The following is a 22,436-nucleotide window of genomic DNA, read 5'->3' as shown; positions in this document are numbered from 1 at the left end:
CCGGCAGCGGACCGGCAGCAGACCGGCAGCGGACTTGCAGCAGACCGTCAGCAGACCGGCGCAGGACCGACAACGGACCGTCAGCGGACCGGCGAAGGACCAGCCAAAACCCGGCCAGGAACCGCCTCTGACCCTGAGACGTTCCTCACAGGAACCCTTACAGGGCAGACATGCGGAAGCCCCCAGGTCTGAGACCTGGGGGCTTCCGGCTGGTGCGCGAGGGGGGAGTTGAACCCCCACGCCCTTTCGGGCACTGGAACCTGAATCCAGCGCGTCTGCCTATTCCGCCACCCGCGCATTGGGTGTGTCCTCCGGCTTGTGGGCTTTTCGGCCCGGCGCGCCTTCCGACATGCAGAACATTAGCACGCGGTCCAGGGTGCGTTCACATCCCTTATGGCAGGGCAGAGGACACGGGAGGAGGCACGTCGGAGGCACGCCGCAGAGCCGCCGGCGACCCCCTGCGTCTCGGCGACGACCGGTTCACGTATCAACCTCGTACCTATGGCGGCCGTCTCCCCAGGAGCAGGGCAAGGTCCACAGTCAGGTGCGGGACACTGGTCCTCTGCCGCCTCTACGATCCTGGGCAGAAGCCCGACGGGGCCGACAGGGGGAACCAGCCGATTCACCCGCGCGTGGATACGATCAGTAAGCAGTACCAGGTAAGCGGCAGCACGGTAAGCGGCACGACGGCAAGCAGCAGCACGCGGGACGCAAGTCACGACAGAGGAGGTGCCCCATGGGAGTCCTGAAGAAATTCGAGCAGCGTCTCGAGGGTCTGGTCAACGGCACCTTCGCCAAGGTCTTCAAGTCCGAGGTCCAGCCCGTCGAGATCGCGGGAGCGCTCCAGCGCGAGTGCGACAACAACGCGACGATCTGGAACCGCGACCGCACGGTCGTCCCCAACGACTTCATCGTGGAGCTGAGCGCGCCGGACCACGAGCGCCTCAGCCCCTACTCCGGCCAGCTCGGCGACGAGCTCGCCGGCATGGTGCGCGACTACGCCAAGCAGCAGCGTTACACCTTCATGGGACCGATCAAGGTCAACCTGGAGAAGGCCGACGACCTCGACACCGGCCTGTACCGGGTGCGCAGCCGCACGCTCGCCTCCACCACCGACCAGCAGGCGCCCGAGCGCGCGCCCGCCGGCGGTCAGCGCCCCGGCGGCTACGGCTATCCGCCCGCCGGCGCGGGCGGCGCTCCGCCCATGCCTGCCGCACCGCCGCCCGGCGCCCGACCCGGCGGCTACGGCTACCCGCCCACCGCGGGCGCCCAGCGCCCCGGCGCGGCAGGCGGCGGGCTGGCCGGCGCACCGCAGCCCGGATCGCGCACCCGGCACTGGATCGAGATCAACGGCGCCCGCCATCAGATCTCCCGCGCCACACTCGTGCTGGGCCGCTCCACCGAGGCCGACGTACGGATCGACGACCCCGGCGTGTCCCGCCGGCACCTCGAGATCCGGACCGGTTCGCCCTCGACTGTCCAGGATCTCGGCTCCACCAACGGCATCGTGGTGGACGGACAGCACACCACCCGCGCTACGCTCCGCGACGGCTCGCGGATCGTCGTGGGCAGCACCACCGTTATCTATAGGCAAGCCGAAGGGTGAAGCGGGGGCAATGTCAGAGCTGACCCTCACGGTCATGCGGCTGGGTTTCTTGGCCGTACTGTGGCTGTTCGTGATCGTGGCCGTGCAGGTCATCCGCAGCGACCTCTTCGGAACGCGCGTCACTCAGCGCGGCTCGCGGCGGGAAGCGGGACGTCCGCAGCAGGCCCAGCGCCAGCAGGCGCCCCCGCAGCAACGCCAGCAGGCCGCCGCCGCCGGCGGCCGCCGCGGCCGTAACGCCCCGACGAAGCTGGTCGTGTCCGAGGGCATCCTCACGGGCACGACCGTCGCGCTCCAGGGCCAGACCATCACCCTGGGCCGCGCGCACGACAGCACGATCGTGCTGGACGACGACTACGCCTCCAGCCGCCATGCCAGGATCTACCCGGACCGCGACGGCCAGTGGATCGTCGAGGACCTGGGCTCCACCAACGGCACGTACCTCGACCGAACGCGGCTGACGACCCCCACACCGATCCCGCTGGGCGCGCCGATCCGCATCGGCAAGACCGTCATCGAGCTGCGGAAGTAGTGCTACATCATGAGTGAGCGCGAGCGGAGCGAGCACGCGGCGGCGGCCGGCACCCCGGGCCCCGGCGTGCTCCCGACCGGAGGGTGGGCAGTGTGGCTCGACACGACCGGCTGTACCCGGGGCCGACGGGCGAGGTGCGCATGAGTCTGTCACTGCGTTTCGCCGCCGGATCGCACAAGGGCATGATCCGGGAGGGCAACGAGGACTCGGGTTACGCCGGTCCCCGCCTGCTCGCCATCGCCGACGGCATGGGCGGCGCCGCCGCCGGAGAGGTCGCCTCCTCCGAGGCCATCTCCACCATCGTCGCTCTCGACGACGACGTGCCCGGCTCCGACGTCCTCACCTCGCTCGGCACCGCCGTCCAGCGCGCCAACGACCAGCTGCGCGCCCTGGTCGAGGAGGACCCCCAGCTCGAGGGCATGGGAACCACCCTGACCGCCCTGCTGTGGACGGGCCAGCGCCTGGGCTTGGTGCACGTCGGCGACTCGCGCGCGTATCTGCTGCGCGACGGCGTCCTGACCCAGATCACCCAGGACCACACCTGGGTGCAGCGGCTCGTCGACGAGGGCCGGATCACCGAGGAAGAAGCCACCACCCACCCCCAACGGTCCCTGCTGATGAGGGCGCTGGGCAGCGGCGAACACGTCGAGCCGGACCTCTCGATCCGCGAGGTGCGGGCCGGCGACCGCTATCTGATCTGCTCCGACGGCCTCTCCGGCGTCGTCTCCCACCAGACGCTGGAAGACACCCTCGCCAGCTACCAGGGCCCGCAGGAGACCGTGGGCGAGCTCATCCAGCTCGCGCTGCGCGGCGGCGGCCCCGACAACATCACCGTCATCGTCGCCGACGTCCTGGACCTGGACACCGGCGACACCCTCGCCGGGCAGCTGTCCGACGTCCCGGTCGTGGTCGGCGCGGTCGCCGAGAACCAGCTCCAGCTGCACGACAACGGCATCATGCAGACCCCCGCCGGACGCGCCTCCGGGCTCGGCCGGCGCGGCCACGGCGGCGGCGGCGAGTTCGGCCCGCCCGGCTCCGGCGACGTCACCGGCTTCATCCCCACCGGCGGCTTCGCGGGCTCCCTCGACTACACCGACGACGACTTCGTCAAGCCCCGCACGGGCCGCAGATGGCTCAAGCGGTCCGCCTACAGCCTGCTCGCCCTCGCCGTCATCGGCGGCGGCCTGTACGGCGGCTGGCGCTGGACGCAGACGCAGTACTACGTCGGCACCAGCGGCGAGCACGTCGCGCTGTACCGGGGCATCAGCCAGGACCTGGCCTGGGTGTCGCTGTCGAAGGTCGAGAAGGACCACCCCGAGATCGAACTCAAGTACCTCCCGCAGTACCAGCAGAAGCAGGTCCAGGCGACCATCGCCGAAGGCAGCCTGAGCAGCGCCCGAAAGAAGATCGACGAACTGGCCGTGCAGGCGTCCGCGTGCAAGAAGCAGACGGACGCCAACGCGCCCAAGACCGACGCGACCAAGTCCTCGGCCGGCTCCAAGACCCCCGCGGGCAAGGCCACACCGACCACGGGAACCGTCACCACATCCCTCACGTCCAAGGCATCACCGAGCCCGACCCCGCAGGGTTCGCAGTCCCCGTCCACGTCCGCGACCGCCACTCCCAGCCCCGGCCCCACTCTCTCGGAGGAAGAGCAGAAGGTCGTCTCGCGGTGCGGTGAGCAGTAGGCAAGCCGTGAGAGGCCCTGTCACACGATGAGCAGTACGAACACGTCGCCCACGCCGACGCATCACACGTCCACGATCGGCTCGATCGGCACGCCGAGCCGGCGCAACACCGAGCTCGCGCTCCTGGTGTTCGCCGTCCTGATCCCGGTCTTCGCCTACGCCAACGTGGGCCTCGCGATCAACGATCAGGTGCCGTCCGGCCTGCTGAGCTACGGCCTCGGCCTCGGCCTGCTGGCCGGCGTCGCCCATCTCGTCGTACGCAAGTTCGCGCCGTACGCCGACCCATTGCTGCTGCCGCTGGCCACCCTGCTCAACGGGCTCGGGCTGGTCGCCATCTGGCGGCTGGACCAGTCCAAGCTGCTCCAGCGGATCGAGCAGGCGGGCACGGCCGCGCCCCGGCAGCTGATGTACACGGCGCTGGGCATCGCGCTCTTCATCGTGGTGCTGATCTTCCTCAAGGACCACCGCGTCCTGCAGCGCTACACCTACATCTCGATGGTCGGCGCCCTGTTCCTGCTGCTGCTGCCGCTGGTGCCGGGCCTCGGCCAGAACATCTACGGCGCGAAGATCTGGATCTCCGTCGCGGGCTTCTCCATCCAGCCCGGCGAGTTCGCCAAGATCGTCCTGGCGATCTTCTTCGCCGGCTATCTGATGGTGAAGCGCGACGCGCTCGCCCTGGCCAGCCGCCGCTTCCTCGGCCTCTACCTGCCGCGCGGCCGCGACCTCGGCCCGATCCTGGTCGTCTGGTTCATCTCGATCCTGATCCTGGTCTTCGAGACCGACCTCGGAACGTCGCTGCTGTTCTTCGGCATGTTCGTCATCATGCTGTACGTCGCCACCGAGCGGACCAGCTGGATCGTCTTCGGCATGCTGATGTCGGCGGCCGGCGCGGTCGGCGTGGCCAGCTTCGAACCGCACGTCCAGCAGCGCGTCCAGGCCTGGCTCGACCCGATGAAGGAGTACAAGCTCTCGCAGGACCAGGTCGTCGGCCACTCCGAGCAGGCGATGGAGGCCCTGTGGGCCTTCGGCTCCGGCGGCACCCTCGGCACCGGCTGGGGCCAGGGCCACTCCGAGCTGATCAAGTTCGCCGCCAACTCCGACTTCATCCTCGCCACCTTCGGCGAGGAGCTGGGCCTGGCCGGTCTGATGGCCCTGCTGCTGCTGTACGGCCTGATCGTCGAGCGCGGCGTGCGCACCGCCCTCGCCGCCCGCGACCCCTTCGGCAAGCTGCTCGCCATCGGCCTCTCCGGCGCCTTCGCCCTCCAGGTGTTCGTCGTCGCCGGCGGTGTGATGGGCCTCATCCCGCTCACCGGTATGACGATGCCGTTCCTGGCCTACGGCGGCTCCTCCGTCATCGCCAACTGGGCGCTGATCGGCATCCTCATCAGAATCAGCGACACCGCGCGCCGCCCGGCGCCCGCCCCCGCCGCCAACCCCGACGCCGAGATGACCCAGGTGGTCCGCCCGTGAACAAGCCCCTGCGCCGGATCGCGATCTTCTGTGGCCTGCTGATCCTCACCCTGCTGCTCCGCGACAACTGGCTCCAGTACGTCAAGGCCGACAGCCTGGCCACCGACGACGCCAACCGCCGTGTCAACATCGCCCGCTACGCCACTCCGCGCGGCGACATCATCGTCGACGGCAAGGCCATCACCGGCTCCACGGAGACCACCAGCGGCGACTTCAAGTACAAGCGCACCTGGACCAACGGCGCGATGTGGGCGCCGGTCACCGGCTACTCCTCGCAGGCCTTCGGCGCCACCCAGCTGGAGAACCTCGAGGACGGCATCCTCACCGGCAACGACGACCGGCTCTTCTTCCGCAACACGCTCGACATGATCACGGGCAAGGAGAAGGAGGGCGGCAGCGTCGTCACCACCCTCAACGCCGCCGCGCAGAAGGCCGCCTACGAGGGCCTGGGCAGCAAGAAGGGCGCGGTCGCCGCGATCGAGCCGTCCACCGGCAAGATCCTGGCCCTGGTGTCGACCCCGTCGTACGACCCCTCGAAGTTCGCCGGGAACTCCGACACGGACGCGAAGGCCTGGAACGCGGTCCAGAAGAAGAACGACGCCGACGACCCCATGCTCAACCGCGCGCTGCGCGAGACCTACCCGCCGGGCTCCACGTTCAAGGTGGTCACCGCCGCCGCGGCGCTGGAGAACGGGGAGGTCGCGGGGATCGACGACAAGACCGAGACCCCTGACCCGTTCCCGCTGCCGCAGTCCTCGTCCAAGCTCACCAACGAGCACGGCGCCTGCGAGAACGCCACCCTGCGCTATGCGCTCATGGTCTCCTGCAACACCGTCTTCGCGAAGATGGCCGACAACGTCGGCAACGAGAAGATGATCGCGCAGGCGAAGAAGTTCGGCTTCAACGACAAGGAGCTGGACACTCCGGTGCGCGCCGCCGAGAGCGTCTTCCCCGAGGACAACCGGCCGCAGAACGCCCAGGACGGCATCGGCCAGGGCTCCAACCGCGCCACCCCGCTGCAGATGGCCATGGTCGCCTCGGCGGTCGCCAACGACGGCAAGCTGATGAAGCCGTACATGGTCGACGAGCTCAAGGCCGCGAACCTGGACACGATCGAGACGACCGAGCCCAAGGAGCTCTCCCAGGCCGTCTCGTCCAAGACCGCGCAGGCCCTCCAGGAAATGATGGAGACCGTCGTCAGCAACGCGCAGGGCACCGGCGGCAAGGCGAAGATCGACGGCGTGATCGTGGGCGGCAAGACCGGTACCGCCCAGCACGGCCTCAACAACAGCGAGAAGCCGTACGCCTGGTTCATCTCGTACGCGAAGCTGTCCGACGGCAGCGCGCCGGTGGCCGTCGCCGTCGTCGTCGAGGACGGCGCCGCCAACCGCGGCGACATCACCGGCGGCGGTCTGGCCGGCCCGATCGCAAGGGACGTGATGAAGGCAGTCATCGACAGCAAGAAGTGACCCCTATCACGTCGCCTACGTATCGGTGCACGTTGCGATACCGGTCCTGTATCGGGTGACGGGCTTGGCCAGGTCACAGGAAGCGAGCCGGGTACGGTATGCCCGGACGGCAGCCTCCGACCGCACACGTGTGCCGGTCGGGACCGACGGAGAGGGCTGGTAGGTAGCTATGGAAGAGCCGCGTCGCCTCGGCGGCCGGTACGAGCTGGGCCATGTGCTCGGTCGTGGTGGCATGGCCGAGGTCTACCTCGCGCATGACACCCGCCTCGGCCGCACCGTGGCGGTGAAGACGCTGCGCGCGGACCTCGCGCGCGACCCTTCCTTCCAGGCCCGGTTCCGCCGGGAGGCCCAGTCGGCCGCCTCGCTCAACCACCCCGCGATCGTGGCGGTCTACGACACGGGCGAGGACTACATCGACGGGGTCTCGATCCCGTACATCGTCATGGAGTACGTCGACGGCTCCACGCTCCGCGAGCTGCTCCACTCCGGCCGCAAGCTGCTGCCGGAGCGGACCCTGGAGATGACCATCGGCATCCTCCAGGCCCTGGAGTACTCGCACAGAGCCGGCATCGTCCACCGTGACATCAAGCCCGCGAACGTCATGTTGACGCGCAACGGCCAGGTCAAGGTCATGGACTTCGGCATCGCCCGCGCCATGGGCGACTCCGGCATGACCATGACGCAGACGTCCGCGGTCATCGGCACCGCCCAGTACCTCTCCCCGGAGCAGGCCAAGGGCGAGCAGGTGGACGCGCGGTCGGACCTCTACTCCACGGGCTGCCTGCTGTACGAGCTGCTCACGGTCCGCCCCCCGTTCGTCGGCGACAGCCCGGTGGCGGTGGCGTACCAGCACGTACGGGAGGAACCGCAGCCCCCGAGCGTCTTCGACCCCGAGATCACCCCCGAGATGGACGCCATCGTCCTGAAGGCGCTGGTCAAGGACCCGAACTACCGCTACCAGTCCGCCGACGAGATGCGCGCCGACATCGAGGCCTGCCTCGACGGCCAGCCGGTCGCGGCCACGGCGGCGATGGGCTCGGTCGGCTACGGCGGCTACGGCGACGACCAGGCCACCACGGCCATGCGCTCCGCGGACGCCGGCGCCACGTCGATGCTGCCGCCGATGAACCCGGACGACGGCAGCTTCGGCTACGACGACCGCCCGGACCGGCGCCGTCAGAAGAAGTCGAACGCCTCGACGATCCTGCTGGTGGTGGCCGCCGTCCTGGTGCTGGTCGGCGCGGTCCTGATCGGCAAGTGGGTCACCAGCGGCGGCGCGGCGGACAAGCCGTTCCCGGTGCCGAACTTCGTGAACCACACACAGGCCGAGGCCAAGACGATGGCCGTCAACTCCGAGCTGAAAGCGGTCTTCACCGAGAAGGCCTGCGAGAGCACCGCCAAGGGCAACATCTGCTCGCAGGACCCGGCGGTCGGCCAGAACGTCAACAAGGGCGACACCGTCAACCTGGTCGTCTCGACCGGCGCGCCGAAGGTGGCCGTGCCCAGTGTCCTGGGCAAGCAGCTCGACGAGGCCAAGACGATCCTGGAAGGCGACAAGTACGGGTTCGTCGTCGAGACGAAGGAGCAGGTCTCCACCGAGGAGGCGGGCACCGTCCTGGAACAGGACCCGAAGCTCGGCGAAGAGGTGCAGAAGGGCACCACCATCACCCTCACCATCGCCAAGGCCGAGGAGAAGGCGACCGTCCCGGACGTCTCGGGCAAGAGCTGCGACGAGGCCAAGGCGCAGATGCAGCAGAACAACCTGACCGGCAACTGCGTCGAGGTCGACACCCAGGACCAGAACCAGGTCGGCAAGGTCATCTCGACCAGCCCGTCCATCGGCTCCCAGGCCGACAAGGGCTCCACGGTCACGATCCAGATCGGCAAGAGCAGCCAGGTCCAGGTCCCGTCCAACCTCCAGGGCATGAAGCTGAAGGACGCCAAGCAGGCGATCGAGAACGCGGGCCTCCAGGTCGGCAACATCACCGGCTCGGACGACGACGACGCCATCGTCTTCAGCGCAGACCCCAGCCCCGGCAGCACGGTGAACTCGGGCCAGACGGTCAACCTGGTGACGGTAGGCGGCAACAGCAACAACAACGGCGGCAACAACAACGGCGGAACCAGCTTCTTCGGCGGCACCGGCGGCTAGCCGCACCCGTCGAGCAGCGAACAGCGAACGAAAAGGGCCCTGCCGGACAACACGTCCGGCAGGGCCCCGCTCTTTTCCCGTAGCCCCTGCGCTTCCCGTAGCCCCTGCGCTAGCGCAGTTCCTTCGGCGGAGTGCGGTCCGCGTTCACCTTCTCCACCCGCTCCAGCTCGCCCCAGACCACGTAGCGGTACCGCGAGGTGTACACCGGGGTGCAGGTGGTCAGCGTGATGTAGTGCCCGGCCTTCTTCTTGCCGGACTCCTCCGGGATCGTTCCGAGGACCTCGACGTTGTACTTCGAGGTCTCCGGGAGGACGGCGTAGACCTTGTAGACGTACCAGTCGTCCCTCGTCTCGAAGACGATCGGGTCGCCCTTCTCCAGCTTGTCGATGTTGTGGAACTTCGCGCCGTGGCCGTCGCGGTGCGCGGCGAGGGTGAAGTTGCCCGTCTTGTCGGTGGTGGGGAGCGTGGCCTTGACGGGGTCGGTGTAGTAGCCGGCGACGCCGTCGTCGAGGACGGACGTCGAGGTGCCCTTCTCGACCAGGACCTCGCCGTTCTTCATCGCCGGCACGTGCAGGAAGCCGATGCCGTCCTTGGTGTCGAGCGCGCCCGGCCCGCTGTCGCTCCGGGCCCAGTTGTCGCGCACCTTGTCGGCCTGCTTGCCCGCGTGCCGGTCGGCGACGACGTTCGTCCACCAGAGCGAGTAGACGACGAACAGGCCGAGCACCAGCCCGGCCGTGATGAGGAGTTCACCGAAGACGCTGACGGCGAAGGCGATCCGTCCCCGGCGCGGCGGCCCCGCCACCGTGCCCTCCGTGCCCTCCGTGTCCTCTGCGTCCGGTGCCTGCTCGGTGTCGCCGGTGGTCGCTGCCACGTTCATGTGCCCCTACTCGACTAGCGCATCCGGCTTGCCCTTGCTGCGCGGCCGTTCCTCGACCATCTTGCCCCAGACGATCAACCGGTACTTGCTGGTGAACTCCGGCGTACAGGTGGTCAGGGTGATGTAGCGGCCGGGCGCGGTGAAACCCGAGCCCGGCGGGACCGCGTCCAGGACGCTGGTGTTGCTCGGCGCGGTCACCGGCAGCGAGGACGTCATCTTGTAGACGAAGTACTCGTCCTGCGTCTCTACGACGATCTCGTCGCCGGCCTGCAACCGGTTGATGTAGCGGAACGGCTCGCCATGGGTGTTGCGGTGGCCCGCAAGACCGAAGTTGCCGGTCTTGGCGTCGGGCATCGCCGTGGTCAGCGCGCCCTCCCCGTAGTGGCCGACCATGCCCTTGTCGAGCACCTTCTTGTTGCTGACGCCCTCGGCGATCGGCACCACCACGTCCAGCTTGGGGATGTGCAGGATCGCGAAGCCCTGCCCCGGCGAGAAGACGCCAGGGGCGCCCTTGCCGTTCGCCCAGTCGTCCTGGAGGCTGCTCGCCTCCTTGTCGGCCTGCGCGTGCGCCCGCACGTTCGTCCACCACAGCTGGTAGGTGACGAACAGCAGCATCAGCACGCCGGTGGTGATGAACACCTCGCCGACCGCCCGGCTGGCGACCACGGCCGCGCTCGGCTTGCGCGCCCGCTGCCGTCGGCGGGCCTCCATCCGCGACAGGGGCCGCTCGTCCTGCGACGGCGCGTCGGCCTCGAAGGCGGAGGCCGCGGAGGCCTGGGAGGACGCGGAGAACTCCTCGGATGCGCCCCCGTGACGCCCACGACGGCCCTTGGCGGCCTTTCTGCGGGCCGCCCGGCCGCCCGGAGGGACACGGGAGGCGGCAGAGGCTGCTGTGGCGTCAGAGGCGGATCTGGGGCCGCCGAACCCGGGCGGCGGCGGCGGTATCCGCAGCGCCACCGTCTCCTCGTCGATGGGCCCCTCGAACGACTCCCCGCCCTGCGGAGAGGCTCCATGACCCTGCGGAGAGACGTACGGATCGGCCACGTACGGATCGCCGCCGAAGGACTCGTAGGGCGCGGCGCCGTACGTGTCCTCACGCTCGGGGCGCAGCGCGGTCACGCCGTGGCCCTGCCCACCACCGGGGCGAGCCCCGCCGACCTCGCCACGGCGCCCTGGTCCCCGCACTCCACCAGCCAGTTGGCCAGCATCAGGTGGCCGTGCTCGGTCAGCACCGACTCCGGGTGGAACTGCACGCCCTCGACAGGCAGTTCACGGTGGCGCAGGCCCATGATGATGCCGTCGTGCGTCCGGGCGGTCACCTCGAGCTCGGCCGGGACCGTCTCCGGCTCGGCGGCCAGCGAGTGGTAGCGGGTCGCGGTGAAGGGGGTCGGCAGGCCCGCGAAGACGCCCTTGCCCCCATGCTCCACCAGCGAGGTCTTGCCGTGCAGCAGCTCGGGCGCACGGTCCACGACCCCGCCGTACGCCACCTGCATCGACTGCATGCCCAGGCAGACGCCGAAGACGGGGACGCCGGTCGTCGCGCAGTGGCGGACCATCTCGATGCAGACGCCGGCCTCCTCGGGCGTACCCGGGCCCGGCGACAGCAGCACCCCGTCGAAACCGTCCTGGGCATGGGCCGTGGAGACCTCGTCGTTGCGCAGGACCTCGCACTCGGCGCCCAGCTGGTACAGGTACTGGACCAGGTTGAAGACGAAGCTGTCGTAGTTGTCGACGACGAGAATGCGTGCGCTCACTGGTTGTCCACCGTCACATCGTTGAAGGGAAGCAGCGGTTCGGCCCACGGGAACACGTACTGGAAAAGGACGTAGACCACGGCGATGACCAGCACGAGCGAGATCAGCGCCTTCGCCCAGGCGTTTCCCGGCAGATGCCGCCAGATCCAGCCGTACATGCCGTCCCTTCCGTCGCACCACGGCACCTGACTCACGCCGTACACCACCAGACTAACGGCGCAGAGCCTTGGGTTCGCCTGCCTCCACGGGCTGTGTGGAGTCCAGGTGCGCCCAGACGATCAGCCGGTGACTGTGCCCCCATTCCGGATCGCACGTGGTCAACGTCAGATACCGGCCCGGACGCGTATACCCCGACTTACGTGGCACAGCGTCGATCACCTCGACGTCCGAGGGCACGGTTTTGTAAGGGCCTTTGTCGATCCGATACGTGAACCAGGTCGTCCCGTCCGTCAGCACCACCGCGTCCCCGCGCCTGAGCTCCGGAAAGTCCTTGAACGGGTCGCCGTAGGTGCGCCGATGGCCGGCGACGGAGAAGTTCCCGGCCTGCCCGAGCCGGGCGGTGCCCGTGTAGTGACCGAGGCCCTTCTTGAGGGTGCCGGTCGCCGTGCCCTCGAGGACCGGCTTGTTCCACGTGAAACCAAGCCGCGGGATGTACATGATCGCGAAGGGCTTGGCGCGGGCGTACGGGGCCGGCGGGGCGGCGGCGCTCGCTCCGGGACCGGCGCCGCCGGCGCTCGCGGCCGGGGTGGGCTGCACGGTCTGTTGCGCCCACTGGTTCTGGAGGTCGTCGATCTGGTCGCCCATGACCCGGTCGGCCTGGACGCCGGTCCAGAACAGCACATAGACCACGAAGAGGACGATGACGGCCCCCACGGTGATGCACAGTTCGCTGACGGTCCTGACGACTAACCGCACCGACACCCCCGAGGGCTGCTCCGGGCTACTCCACAGGCTTCGCGTAGTGCAGATCCACTGTGCCCGAGTAGCCCGGCAGAGTCACCGTCCCGTCCTCGGTGACTTTCCAGCCGAGGCCGTAGACGTTCACGTAGACCATGTAGTTCTGGATCGACGGCGAGTCCGCCAGCGCCTTCTGCAGCTTCCCGGGATCCCCGACCGCCTGGATCTTGTACGGCGGGGAGTAGACGCGGCCCTGGAGGATCAGGGTGTTGCCGACGCAGCGCACGGCGCTGGTGGAGATCAGCCGCTGGTCCATGACCTTGACGCCCTCGGCGCCGCCCTTCCAGAGGGCGTTCACCACGGCCTGGAGGTCCTGCTGGTGGATGACCAGGTAGTCGGGCTGCGGCTCGGGGTAGCCGGGGAGCTTGGCGGTGGCGTTCGGCGGGGCGTCGTTGAGCGTGACGGTGATCGCCTCGCCCTTGAGCTTCTGGGTGCCGGCGTTCTTCTCCAGGGCGGCGAGCTTCTCGTCCTCGGCCGTGGTGCTGCCGTCGTCGGCCTCGGCCAGCGACTCCACGTCCTCGCGCAGGCGGGCGTTGGACTCGTCCAGCCCGCCGTTCTTGTGGCTGCGCTCCTGGATCAGGTCGGACAGCTTCAGCAGGGAGGCGTCCGTACGGATGTCGGTGCCCTTGGCCGTGTTGAAACTGGTGATGAAGAGGAGACCCGCGAGGGCGAAGACGCCGGCGGTGAGCGCGCGCACGGGCCGGAATCGGGATCTGGGGGACCTGGAGGCCGGGGCGGGGTCGGAACCCGTTGTGTCCGTCCCGGGGGAGTCGGCAGAATTGCTCAACGTACCCTTATCTCCTTCGGCGCCGTAGAAGCACTACGCTAACGGACGCCCGGGGGAGTGCTCAGTGTCCCCTTGTACGCTGCTCGGAGCCCGACCCCGTACCCTGCGCGGCCACGCAGCGCATCGACAGGAGAGACCCTCGTGCCGAAGTCACGTATCCGCAAGAAGGCCGACTACACGCCGCCGCCCGCGAAGCAGGCGACCGCCATCAAGCTGACCAACCGTGCCTGGGTCGCGCCTGTGATGCTGGCCATGTTCCTCATCGGGCTGGCCTGGATCGTCGTCTTCTATGTGACCGACGGTTCGCTGCCCATCGACAAGCTGGACAACTGGAACATTGTCGTCGGCTTCGGGTTCATCGCTGCCGGATTCGGCGTCTCCACGCAGTGGAAGTAGCTGCCGGACCACCTCTACCCAGGGGTATCCGCTGAGTTATCCACAGGCAAGGCCCCGCTTTCCACAGAGTGGGGAAAAGAAACGACGATCTGTGGATAACTCCCTGGAGGTTGACGCCGGTATGACGTAACTACCGGCAGTCACCACCCCTCGAAGGCTCGTTCGCCCCCTGCCTGACCTGCATAAACATGGGTCGGTGACAGGGGGCACAGCTGTTCCCGCACGTTGTGCACAAGATTCGCCACCCGCTGTGGACAACAGGGCGCTCAGGGTGGCGCTCAGGTGAGCTGCGCGGTCCTCAGGAGGGTCAACACCACGACCGCGGCCAGCACCACCGCGCACGTCCCGAACTGCACGAGGGCACGGCGCTCACGCGGGGCGTGGACCATGGCGACGCCGACGACGACGCCGGCGACGAGGCCGCCGATGTGGGCCTGCCAGGAGATGCCGCTCCACCCGAAGGTGATGACCAGGTTGATCACCAGCAGGGCGATGACCGGGCGCATGTCGTAGCGCTGCCTGCGTACCAGCACGGCGAGCGCGCCGAAGAGACCGAAGATGGCCCCGGAGGCGCCGAGCGAGGCCTGGTTAGGTGCGGCGATGAGGTAGGTCAGCGCGCTGCCCGCGAGACCGGAGACCACGTACAGCGCGAGGTAGCGGACGCGGCCCAGGGCGGCTTCGAGGGGGCCGCCGATCCACCACAGGCTGAGCATGTTGGACAGGATGTGGATATAGCTGGCGTGCAGGAACATCGAGGTCAGCAGCCGGTACCACTGCCCTTCGGCCACGCCCTGGAGCTCGCCGAAGCCGAGGGCCGGCATGATCGCGCGGCCGATCAGGTCGAAGCGGTCGGTGAACCCGTCGCCGACGGCCGTCTGGACCAGGAACAGCGCGAGGTTGAGGCCGACGAGGATCTTGGTGAGCAGGTGGGGGTCGGCGGCGACCGCGCCGCCCGCGATCGTGCGGGGCTGCGACGCCGTCGGTGCGTGACCTGTGCCGGAGCCGGTGCGCACGCACTCCGGGCACTGGAAGCCGACCGAGGCGCTGATCATGCACTCGGGGCAGATCGGGCGCTCGCAGCGGGTGCAGCGGATGCCGGTCTCGCGGTCGGGGTGGCGGTAGCAGACGGGCAGGCCGCTGTGCGCGTCGTCCTGCCGGCTGCCTGGCGCCTGGTCCATGGGGTCCCCCAAGTCGTCACACTCGTCGTGAGCGGGGCCTCGCCCGAGCAAGGCTCTGCCCCGCCCATCCTTACGGACGAGCGGGGCAAATGGTTCCCCTCGGGAACCACGCTTCTGCGCGTGCGGTCGCGTCCCGCCGCGGATGCGCGCTAGCGCTTCTCGACGACGACCGACTGGATGACGACGTCCTTCAGCGGACGGTCGGTGCGCGGGTTGGTCGGTACGGCGATGATCTCGTCCACGACCTTCTGGCCGGCCGGGTCGACGACCTCGCCGAAGATGGTGTGCTTGCGGGTCAGCCAGGCCGTCGGGGAGACGGTGATGAAGAACTGCGAGCCGTTGGTGCCCGGGCCGGCGTTGGCCATGGCCAGCAGGTAGGGCCGGTCGAAGCGCAGGTCCGGGTGGAACTCGTCCTCGAACTGGTAGCCGGGACCGCCGGTGCCGTTGCCCAGCGGGTCACCGCCCTGGATCATGAATCCGCTGATCACCCGGTGGAAGACCGTACCGTCGTAGAGCTTGTCCGTGGACTTCGCGCCCGTCTCGGGGTTGACCCACTCGCGCCCGCCGGTGGCGAGGTCGACGAAGTTCTTGACCGTCTTGGGCGCATGGTCCGGGAAGAGCCGGATCTCGATGTCGCCGTGGTTGGTCTTCAGGGTGGCGTACAGCTGCTCGGCCACGATGTGCCTTCCGTTGTCTTCCTGTGACTCCCCCGATCCTCGCACGGGAAAAGGGTCCAAGTCGCCCGGGACAGGAGCGGGCGGGGCCGATCCGTGGCATTGTCGGCATTGCCGACGACACACCCATGTTGCCCCTCATTGATCCCTTATTGGTGCGTCTTGATCCCTTACCGGCACCCGTATGCCCGATCGCGCGTGCCGCACCCGCCGTCGGCAGGCATGATCCGTAAAAGGGTGGAAAGTCGAAATACCGTACGCCACCGAGGAGGAGGAACCCGTGACCCGCATCGACAGCGTGCGCTCCGCGACCGGATCGGCGAAGGACAGCGTGCTGCACGCCGCGGAAGTGGTGGCGCCCTACGCCGACACGGCCAAGGAGAGGGCAGCGCTCTACGCGCAAGAGGCCCGTGTACGACTCGCGCCCAAGGTGTCGCAGGCCGCCGAACAGGCCCGCAGCCAGTTCGACGCCCATGTCGTGCCCCGGCTGGAACAGGCGCGGACGCATGTCCCGCCGAAGGTCGACCAGGCCGCGTACGAGGCGGCCGTCCGTGCGCGGCTCGCCGCCCGGCAGGCCGCCGACTACTCCCGGCCGAGGATCGAACAGGCGGTGGCCGCGGCCGGGCCCGTCAAGGACGAGGCCGCCGCCCGCGGCGTCGCCGCGCTGGCCGCGCTGCGCGGCCAGGTGACCCCGAAGGAGATCGAGAGGCTGGTGCGCAAGCACCGGCGCCGGGCCAGGGCGGGAAAGCTCGGCAAGGCGCTGCTCGTGGTGGGCGTCGTCGCCGGCGGCGCCTTCGCGGCCTGGAAGTGGTGGGACAAGCAGGCCAACCCGGACTGGCTGGTGGAGCCGCCGGCTGCCACGGAGGTCGCCGCCTCGGGCGGTCTGACCTCGGTGGACGGCACCGGCTCGCCCTCGGTCCTGGACCCCGAGGTGCAGGCCAAGGAGGCCGAGGAGGAGTCCGCGGACCGCGACGACCGCGGCTGAACAGTCCTCAGCGGCTGAACAGCCCCCACAGTCGTACGGCCGCCATCCAGCCGTGGGGCGGAGACCTGAACGTGGTCTTCCGCCCCACGGCTGTGTCGTGCGCCCCGAACTTGCCGGAACATGCCGGAACTTATCCGCGGAGCCGTTAGTTTCTACGTTGCTGTAGATGTAGCTGCAGACGATGCAGATGTAGACATAGATGGATGGAATGGAGTTCTCATGGCCCTGTGGGACCGCATCAAGGAGTCCGCGTCGACGATGCAGACCCAGCTCGTGGCGAAGAAGAACGACCTCAAGAGCGGCGCCTTCCGTGACGCGAGCATGGCGATGTGCGCCCTGGTCGCGGCGGCCGACGGCACGATCGACCCGTCCGAGCGGCAGCGCGTGGCCCAGCTGATCGCGACGAACGAGGTGCTGCAGAACTTCGACGCCATGGATCTGCAGCGCCGCTTCGACGAGAACCTGAACAAGCTGACCACCGACTTCGCCTTCGGCAAGGTCAGCGTGCTGCAGGAGGTCGCCAAGGCGAAGAAGAAGCCCGCCGAGGCGCGGGCCGTCATCCAGATCGGCATCGTCATCGGCGGCGCTGACGGCGACTTCGACAAGACCGAGCAGGCCGTCGTACGGGAGGCGTGCTTCACCCTCGACCTGCCGCCGCACGAGTTCGACCTCTAAAGAGCCCACAGAGCCCGAGGAGCCCACAGGGGCTAAAGGGGCTAAAGGGGCTAAAGAGGGGTCGCTGCCTTCAGGATGAGGAACATCGTCACCGCCGAGTTAGCCGACGACATGGCGGACAGGGCGGCGCCGGCGGCCGCGGTCCAGGCGGCGACGCCCACGGTCGTGAACAACGGCGGCCAGGCGCGGGCGGCCGGGGCCGGGCCGAGCAGGGCGGCGACCCTGCGGGGCACCGGTCCCGCCGGGGCGGCGAGGGCCGCCATCGTGGGGGCGGGAGCGGGCCGGGAGATCAGCGCGGCCTTGGCGATCGCGCGGGCGGCGGTCCGCCGGTCGCCGACCGTCGCGGCCGCCTCCTCGTCCGCCCAGCGCTCCACGGTGTAGACGACGGCGGTGCGCAGCGGGCGCAGGAACGGGTTCGCGCGGGCCGCCAAGCCGGCGAGCAGCAGGTGGCGGTGGTGGCGGCCGGTGAGATGAGCCCGCTCGTGCGCGAACAGGACACGTCGTTCGCGTGAGGTGAGACCGGCCAGCATGCCGGTGGAGACCAGGATCCGGCCGCCCGCCCGTCCACGTCCCGGCACCGTGTGGGCGTACGGCATCGGGTCGGGGAGGACGGCGACCTGGGCTGCGGGCAGCCCGCGCAGCGCCCGTGCGGTGCGGCGGCGTACCCGACGATGGCGCAGGAGGAGGGCCGCGCAGGCTGCGGCCGCCGCGGCGAGCAGGCAGACCGCGCTCTTGCCGACCACCTCGTCGTGCGGCACGGCCGCCCGTACCTCCGGGTCGGCCCAGCCGTCCGGCAGCGGGTTGCCCGGGAGTTGGGCCGTGCCGACGATCGCCAGCAGGCCCAGGCAGAGGCTGCTGCACAGGCCGAGGACCGCGGCGACGGCGGACAGCAGACGGGTCGCCAGGCGCGGGTGCAGACGGTGTTCGGCGAGCCGGGCGACGGGCCACGCGGTCAGGGGCAGCACCAGCGGCAGGAAGACGAACACGCCCATGGGTCAGCTCTCCGGGCCTTCGCCGGTCTCCTGGAGCAGTTTGCGCAGCAGTTCCTCGTCCTGCGGCGGCAGCCCGGAGACGAAGCTGACCAGGACCGCCTCCCGGTCGGCCTCGTTGTCCAGGACCCGGCGCATACGGTGCGCGGCGAGGCCCGCCTCGTCGGCGGCGGCGGTCCAGGTGAAGGACCGGCCCGACCGTTCCCGGGTGACGGCGCCCTTGGCCTGGAGACGGGTCAGGATCGTGATGACGGTGGTGTAGGCGAGGGTGCCGCCGAGGCGCTCGCGCACCCAACCCGCCGTCACCGGCTCCGGCGCGCCCTGCAGGGCGGACAGCACCTGGGCCTCCAGCTCGCCCTGCCCACGCCGACGCACGGGCGGGTCCGCCCCCCTGCCGTCGTCCTGCTTGCCCATGCTGCCTCCCTGACCTGGGACGGAAAAGAGCCCCTCCAGCCTGCGTTTCCGCAGATCAGAGGGGCTCTCGGAGTGTGGAGCCTAGGGGAGTCGAACCCCTGACATCTGCCATGCAAAGACAGCGCTCTACCAACTGAGCTAAGGCCCCGGAAGGGACGTCCGGCCGGAGGAACCTCGCACCGGCGGCCGCCGCAGACCAGAGTACCGGGTCACCCGGGGTATCTCGCAAAAAGATTGGGGGTCCCCGCGGATGACCACTCTCCGTAAGATGCTCGGACGTGGTTCGCGACAGCGAACCGCGGTTCTCTGGGGAAGAGCGATGGGGAGACGCAATGGACGCCGCACAGCAGGAAGCCACCGCGAGAGCGCGGGAACTGCAGCGGAACTGGTACGGGGAGCCGCTGGGGGCGCTCTTCCGTAAGCTCATCGACGATCTTGGCCTCAACCAGGCTCGTCTCGCGGGGGTACTGGGACTGTCGGCGCCGATGCTGTCTCAGCTGATGAGCGGTCAGCGGGCGAAGATCGGCAACCCGGCCGTGGTGCAGCGGGTGCAGCTGCTCCAGGAGTTGGCCGCGCAGGTCGCGGACGGCAGCGTCAGCGCGGCCGAGGCGACCGAGCGCATGGACGAGATCAAGCGGTCGCAGGGGGGCTCGGTGCTCAACAACACCACACAGACCACGAGCAGTTCGGGGGCGCCGACGGTGAAGCGGGTGGTCCGCGAGATCCAGTCGCTGCTGCGCTCGGTCGCCGCCGCAGGCGACATCATCGACGCCGCCGACACCCTCGCCCCGAGCCATCCCGAACTGGCAGAGTTCCTCCGGGTGTACGGCGCCGGCCGTACCTCCGACGCGGTCACGCACTACCAGTCCCACCAGAGCTGAGCCCTCGGCCCGGTCGCCGAAGGGGGTTCGGCAGCCGGGCGGACGGCGGCTCGGGGGACGTCCGGGGGAAACCCCCGGGGCACCAACCGGGGGAGCAACGGGGGGGAACAACGGGGGGAATCCGTAGGGGGAGGAGCGACGCGCTGCTATGGGTGACTGCCATGGATGACTGTCATGGGTGACTGCTATGGGTGACTGCCATGGGTGAGGTCTTCGCCGGACGGTACGAACTGGCCGATCCGATCGGCCGCGGAGGGGTCGGCGCGGTCTGGCGCGCCTGGGACCACCGCCGCGGCCGTTACGTGGCCGCCAAGGTCCTCCAGCAGAGCGACGCCCACTCGCTGTTGCGCTTCGTCCGCGAACAGGCGCTGCGCATCGACCATCCCCATGTGCTCGCCCCCGCCAGCTGGGCCGCCGACGACGACAAAGTCCTGTTCACCATGGACCTCGTCGCCGGCGGTTCGCTGGTCCACCTCGTCGGCGACTACGGTCCGCTCGCGCCGACGTTCGTCTGCACCCTGCTCGACCAACTGCTGTCCGGGCTGGCCGCGGTGCACGCGGAGGGCGTCGTGCACCGCGACATCAAGCCCGCGAACATCCTGCTGGAGGCCACCGGCACGGCCCGGCCCCGGCTGCGGCTGGGCGACTTCGGCATCGCGATGCGACTGGGCGAGCCGCGCCTGACCGAGACCAACCTCGTGGTGGGAACGCCCGGTTACCTCGCCCCCGAGCAGATGATGGGCGCCGAACCCGACTTCCCCGCCGATCTCTTCGCCGTGGGCCTCGTCGCCCTCTATCTCCTCCAGGGCGCCAAACCGGACGCCAAGGCGCTCGTCCAGTACTTCGCGGAGCACGGGACGCCGGGCGCCCCCAAGGGTGTCCCGGAGCCGCTGTGGCAGGTCGTGGCCACCCTGCTCCAGCCGGACCCGCAGGCCCGCTTCCGTACGGCCACGGGGGCCCGCAAGGCGCTGGCGGCCGCCGCCGAACTCCTCCCCGAGCCCGGCCCGGACGACGAACTGATCGAGATCTTCGACCAACTCGGCCCCCTCCCCAAGGGGTTCGCCCCCGCGGGTCCCCTGAAACCGGCATCGGGAACAGGTCGGGGCTCGGCTCCGGGTGCGGGTGCGGGTGCGGGTCCGGGTGCGGGCGCGGGCGCGGGTCCACCTGCGGGCACGGGCTCCCTGCCCTCCCCTCCCGACTCACCCCCTCGTCACTCTGCGTGGCCGGGCACGGACTCCGTACCGTCGGCCCCTACGGGCAGCGGCTCCCTGTCGTCCGGGTCGGGCGCAGCCGTCGTACCCCCTCCGCCGCTGCAGCCCCCCACCGCTGCCCCTGGCCCTGCCCCCACGCCCACTCCGGTCCCCTCCAGGTCGGACACCGGCAGCTTCCAGCTGCCGCCCCCGCGGCCGACGGGCATCGGGACGCCCCGTCCACCGACCCCGGCGCCGGCGCCGGCCTCCGCGGCCGTATCGGGGCCCGCACCCGTCCTCCCCTACGACCCCACCTTCGTGTTGGCCGCCCGGGCGCAGCGCGGCGAGGCGTCGACCGCCTCCTACACCGCTCAGGTCCCGTTGGATCCCCCTGCCGTGCAGACCCGTAGGGGCCATCGCGCCGTGCGTCGGGCGCGTCCCGGGCCGCCCGTCAAGGTGGCGGTTCCGCTGCTGCTGCTCGCGCTGGTCTGTTACGCGGTGGGGTTCTGGGCGTTGGCGCGCGGCTGAGCGGAGGCCCGGCGGCGGGCCGTCAGCGTCCACCCGCCGAGGATCAGCAGCAGTGCGGTGCCCGTACCGATGCCGCCCACCGCGACCGCCCTCATCACGGGGTCGCCGCCGGCCGACGTACCGCCGTCCGCCCGGGCCGTGTCCACGGCGGCCGGGCCGGTCTCCGTGTCGGGGCCGAAGAGCCCGCGGGGGACCGACTTCCCCGCATATCCCGGTCCGGCCTGCGCGGTGCCGCCGAGCCGGACCCGCAGGGTCAGCCCGTAGGGGCCGTCGCCGAAGTCGTCGGCGACCTGGGCGGCGAGGTGCACCACCAGGTAGTAGGAGCCGGCGAAGCGCAGGCTGTTCGCCGGGTCGGTGGGGGCGTACCGGTTGGCGTAGCGGACGGGCGGGGCGGGGTCCAGGACGGCGGACTTCTGGCCGCCGCCGTAGCCGATGCCCTTGTCCTCCACCTTCGCCCGCACCGGGTTGTAGAGGGTCAGGTCCAGCGCGTCGACCACGAACGCGGAGTCCTTGCCCGCGCTCGCCAGGTCGACGCCGGCGTACAGCTGCTGCCCCCAGTCGACGGGCACCTTGTAGAAGAGGGTCTGTCCGGGGGCGATCTCGTCGCTCCAGACGCCCTGCTCCACGGCGGCCGCCTTGGAGAAGCCCGCGCCGCCCGCACGGTCCACCGGCTCCCCGACGGCCGGGTCGGGGGTGGCGGAGTTCCACGTCTCGGGCGTCCCCGTAGGAGCGGCCTTCTTCAGGGGCGGCTCGGAGACGGGCGCGAGCTCCAGCTCCCAGGGGTCGTCGGCGCCGGCGGCAGAGCCGGCCGCGCGCTCGACGACCACGTAGTACGTGCCCGCCTCCTGGCACACTCCCTTGCCCGGCAGCAGCTCACGCGCGCCCCAGGCCGTGATCGGCTGCGGACTCCGGCTCGCCCCGACGATCACGGTGTCGTACGAGCAGTTCGCGCCGTCGGCGCTCTGCACGGAGACGCTGACGCCGTCCCCTACGGCGAGCCCGGCACCCGGGCGGGGGATCGCCGTGACGGAGACGTACGCGTTCGACGTGCCGTCCAGTTCGAGGCGGTAGTACACCTTCCCGCCCCCCGACAGGGCACTGCGATACGTCGCCCCGGCCTCCAGGGGTACGGCGTCGGCGGTGCCCTTCGCCGCCTCGGCGTCGCGGACGTCGGCGGCGAAGGCGTAGGTGTCCGTATCTGTATCGGTACCTGTATCTGTGCCTGTGCCTGTGCCTG

General features: G+C 69.9%; 22 protein-coding genes and 2 tRNA genes. 11 read left to right on the top strand and 13 right to left on the bottom strand.

Features of this window, described 5'->3' with window-relative positions; translation table 11 throughout:
- Nucleotides 1-210: 210 nt before the first annotated feature.
- Nucleotides 211-297: transfer RNA gene (locus OG562_RS21385), tRNA-Leu, on the bottom strand.
- A 439-nt stretch (nt 298-736) separates the two neighbouring features.
- Here OG562_RS21385 and OG562_RS21380 point away from each other — a divergent pair.
- The 6 genes from OG562_RS21380 (at nt 737) to pknB (ending at nt 8,914) form a co-directional block, all read left to right on the top strand.
- Nucleotides 737-1,606 (top strand): DUF3662 and FHA domain-containing protein, encoded by an 870-nt coding sequence (locus tag OG562_RS21380; RefSeq protein WP_266400134.1) that lies wholly within the window; start codon nt 737-739, stop codon nt 1,604-1,606.
- A 10-nt stretch (nt 1,607-1,616) separates the two neighbouring features.
- A complete protein-coding gene (locus tag OG562_RS21375; protein ID WP_266400131.1) occupies nt 1,617-2,135 on the top strand; it encodes an FHA domain-containing protein in 519 nt (172 codons plus the stop codon).
- A 140-nt stretch (nt 2,136-2,275) separates the two neighbouring features.
- The gene (locus tag OG562_RS21370) at nt 2,276-3,823 is read left to right on the top strand and encodes a Stp1/IreP family PP2C-type Ser/Thr phosphatase (RefSeq protein ID WP_266400129.1); all 1,548 of its coding nucleotides are present in this window, start codon (nt 2,276-2,278) and stop codon (nt 3,821-3,823) included.
- 27 nt (nt 3,824-3,850) lie between these two features.
- Complete coding sequence (locus OG562_RS21365; RefSeq protein ID WP_266400126.1) at nt 3,851-5,293, top strand: FtsW/RodA/SpoVE family cell cycle protein; 1,443 nt, start codon at nt 3,851-3,853, stop codon at nt 5,291-5,293.
- Nucleotides 5,290-6,762: a penicillin-binding protein 2 gene (locus OG562_RS21360; protein WP_266400124.1), complete on the top strand. Its 1,473-nt coding sequence runs from the start codon at nt 5,290-5,292 to the stop codon at nt 6,760-6,762. Before OG562_RS21365 ends, OG562_RS21360 begins: the two co-directional genes overlap by 4 nt.
- A 169-nt stretch (nt 6,763-6,931) precedes the next feature.
- Nucleotides 6,932-8,914: a Stk1 family PASTA domain-containing Ser/Thr kinase gene (pknB, locus tag OG562_RS21355; protein WP_266400122.1), complete on the top strand. Its 1,983-nt coding sequence runs from the start codon at nt 6,932-6,934 to the stop codon at nt 8,912-8,914.
- A gap of 109 nt (nt 8,915-9,023) precedes the next feature.
- Here pknB and OG562_RS21350 read toward each other — a convergent pair whose 3' ends face one another.
- From OG562_RS21350 to OG562_RS21325, 6 genes are read right to left on the bottom strand one after another with little or no spacing between them, the layout of a single operon-like run.
- On the bottom strand, nt 9,024-9,791 hold the full coding sequence (locus OG562_RS21350; protein WP_266400120.1) for a class E sortase: 768 nt from the start codon (nt 9,789-9,791) through the stop codon (nt 9,024-9,026).
- A gap of 6 nt (nt 9,792-9,797) precedes the next feature.
- Complete coding sequence (locus OG562_RS21345) at nt 9,798-10,910, bottom strand: class E sortase (protein ID WP_266400117.1); 1,113 nt, start codon at nt 10,908-10,910, stop codon at nt 9,798-9,800.
- On the bottom strand, nt 10,907-11,545 hold the full coding sequence (locus OG562_RS21340; RefSeq protein ID WP_266400116.1) for an aminodeoxychorismate/anthranilate synthase component II: 639 nt from the start codon (nt 11,543-11,545) through the stop codon (nt 10,907-10,909). Before OG562_RS21340 ends, OG562_RS21345 begins: the two co-directional genes overlap by 4 nt.
- Nucleotides 11,542-11,739 (bottom strand): hypothetical protein, encoded by a 198-nt coding sequence (locus tag OG562_RS21335; protein WP_266400114.1) that lies wholly within the window; start codon nt 11,737-11,739, stop codon nt 11,542-11,544. The genes OG562_RS21340 and OG562_RS21335 overlap by 4 nt, the downstream gene beginning before the upstream one ends.
- Before the next feature lie 16 nt (nt 11,740-11,755).
- Nucleotides 11,756-12,460, bottom strand: coding sequence for a class E sortase (locus OG562_RS21330; RefSeq protein WP_266400111.1), 705 nt, complete (start codon nt 12,458-12,460; stop codon nt 11,756-11,758).
- A 25-nt stretch (nt 12,461-12,485) separates the two neighbouring features.
- Nucleotides 12,486-13,289: a DUF881 domain-containing protein gene (locus tag OG562_RS21325; RefSeq protein ID WP_266400108.1), complete on the bottom strand. Its 804-nt coding sequence runs from the start codon at nt 13,287-13,289 to the stop codon at nt 12,486-12,488.
- 141 nt (nt 13,290-13,430) lie between these two features.
- On the opposite strand from OG562_RS21325, the gene crgA reads away from it, so the two are divergent.
- Nucleotides 13,431-13,685, top strand: coding sequence for a cell division protein CrgA (gene crgA / locus OG562_RS21320; protein WP_093778975.1), 255 nt, complete (start codon nt 13,431-13,433; stop codon nt 13,683-13,685).
- A gap of 278 nt (nt 13,686-13,963) precedes the next feature.
- On the opposite strand, the gene OG562_RS21315 is transcribed toward crgA, so the two are convergent.
- Both OG562_RS21315 and OG562_RS21310 read right to left on the bottom strand, forming a co-directional pair.
- The gene (locus OG562_RS21315; protein WP_266400105.1) at nt 13,964-14,863 is read right to left on the bottom strand and encodes a rhomboid family intramembrane serine protease; all 900 of its coding nucleotides are present in this window, start codon (nt 14,861-14,863) and stop codon (nt 13,964-13,966) included.
- 149 nt (nt 14,864-15,012) lie between these two features.
- Nucleotides 15,013-15,540: a peptidylprolyl isomerase gene (locus OG562_RS21310; protein ID WP_266400103.1), complete on the bottom strand. Its 528-nt coding sequence runs from the start codon at nt 15,538-15,540 to the stop codon at nt 15,013-15,015.
- Nucleotides 15,541-15,817: 277 nt separating this feature from the next.
- Here OG562_RS21310 and OG562_RS21305 point away from each other — a divergent pair, with 277 nt between their 5' ends.
- Nucleotides 15,818-16,522, top strand: coding sequence for a DUF5324 family protein (locus OG562_RS21305; RefSeq protein ID WP_266400101.1), 705 nt, complete (start codon nt 15,818-15,820; stop codon nt 16,520-16,522).
- Between the two features lie 219 nt (nt 16,523-16,741).
- A complete protein-coding gene (locus OG562_RS21300) occupies nt 16,742-17,197 on the top strand; it encodes a tellurite resistance TerB family protein (RefSeq protein WP_266400098.1) in 456 nt (151 codons plus the stop codon).
- A 50-nt stretch (nt 17,198-17,247) separates the two neighbouring features.
- On the opposite strand, the gene OG562_RS21295 is transcribed toward OG562_RS21300, so the two are convergent.
- From OG562_RS21295 to OG562_RS21285, 3 genes are all read right to left on the bottom strand, one after another.
- Nucleotides 17,248-18,189, bottom strand: coding sequence for a M48 family metalloprotease (locus OG562_RS21295; protein ID WP_266400095.1), 942 nt, complete (start codon nt 18,187-18,189; stop codon nt 17,248-17,250).
- Nucleotides 18,190-18,192: 3 nt separating this feature from the next.
- Nucleotides 18,193-18,600, bottom strand: a complete 408-nt coding sequence (locus OG562_RS21290) for a BlaI/MecI/CopY family transcriptional regulator (RefSeq protein ID WP_266400093.1) — start codon at nt 18,598-18,600, stop codon at nt 18,193-18,195.
- Nucleotides 18,601-18,675: 75 nt separating this feature from the next.
- A tRNA-Ala gene (locus OG562_RS21285) sits at nt 18,676-18,748 on the bottom strand.
- Between the two features lie 184 nt (nt 18,749-18,932).
- Between OG562_RS21285 and OG562_RS21280 the strand changes: the two genes are divergently transcribed.
- Nucleotides 18,933-19,481: a DNA-binding protein gene (locus OG562_RS21280; protein ID WP_266400090.1), complete on the top strand. Its 549-nt coding sequence runs from the start codon at nt 18,933-18,935 to the stop codon at nt 19,479-19,481.
- Nucleotides 19,482-19,681: 200 nt separating this feature from the next.
- Nucleotides 19,682-21,199, top strand: a complete 1,518-nt coding sequence (locus OG562_RS21275) for a serine/threonine-protein kinase (protein ID WP_266400087.1) — start codon at nt 19,682-19,684, stop codon at nt 21,197-21,199.
- Here OG562_RS21275 and OG562_RS21270 read toward each other — a convergent pair.
- Nucleotides 21,163-22,275, bottom strand: a complete 1,113-nt coding sequence (locus OG562_RS21270) for a hypothetical protein (protein ID WP_266400086.1) — start codon at nt 22,273-22,275, stop codon at nt 21,163-21,165. The two genes, OG562_RS21275 and OG562_RS21270, sit on opposite strands and share 37 nt — an antisense overlap.
- Between the last annotated feature and the right edge of the window lie 161 nt (nt 22,276-22,436).

This window comes from Streptomyces sp. NBC_01275 (genome assembly GCF_026340655.1).
Taxonomy (GTDB): Bacteria; Actinomycetota; Actinomycetes; order Streptomycetales; family Streptomycetaceae; genus Streptomyces.
This window is presented reverse-complemented; position numbering and strand designations above follow the sequence as displayed.

Excerpts from the sequence above, each read along its gene's own strand:
- OG562_RS21380 (WP_266400134.1), top strand. The coding sequence starts at position 737 with ATGGGAGTCCTGAAGAAATTCGAGCAGCGTCTCGAGGGTCTGGTCAAC.
- OG562_RS21375 (WP_266400131.1), top strand. The coding sequence starts at position 1,617 with ATGTCAGAGCTGACCCTCACGGTCATGCGGCTGGGTTTCTTGGCCGTA.
- OG562_RS21370 (WP_266400129.1), top strand. The coding sequence starts at position 2,276 with ATGAGTCTGTCACTGCGTTTCGCCGCCGGATCGCACAAGGGCATGATC.
- OG562_RS21365 (WP_266400126.1), top strand. The coding sequence starts at position 3,851 with ATGAGCAGTACGAACACGTCGCCCACGCCGACGCATCACACGTCCACG.
- pknB (WP_266400122.1), top strand. The coding sequence starts at position 6,932 with ATGGAAGAGCCGCGTCGCCTCGGCGGCCGGTACGAGCTGGGCCATGTG.
- OG562_RS21350 (WP_266400120.1), bottom strand. The coding sequence starts at position 9,791 with ATGAACGTGGCAGCGACCACCGGCGACACCGAGCAGGCACCGGACGCA.
- OG562_RS21315 (WP_266400105.1), bottom strand. The coding sequence starts at position 14,863 with ATGGACCAGGCGCCAGGCAGCCGGCAGGACGACGCGCACAGCGGCCTG.
- OG562_RS21300 (WP_266400098.1), top strand. The coding sequence starts at position 16,742 with ATGGCCCTGTGGGACCGCATCAAGGAGTCCGCGTCGACGATGCAGACC.
- OG562_RS21295 (WP_266400095.1), bottom strand. The coding sequence starts at position 18,189 with ATGGGCGTGTTCGTCTTCCTGCCGCTGGTGCTGCCCCTGACCGCGTGG.
- OG562_RS21290 (WP_266400093.1), bottom strand. The coding sequence starts at position 18,600 with ATGGGCAAGCAGGACGACGGCAGGGGGGCGGACCCGCCCGTGCGTCGG.
- OG562_RS21280 (WP_266400090.1), top strand. The coding sequence starts at position 18,933 with ATGGACGCCGCACAGCAGGAAGCCACCGCGAGAGCGCGGGAACTGCAG.
- OG562_RS21275 (WP_266400087.1), top strand. The coding sequence starts at position 19,682 with ATGGGTGAGGTCTTCGCCGGACGGTACGAACTGGCCGATCCGATCGGC.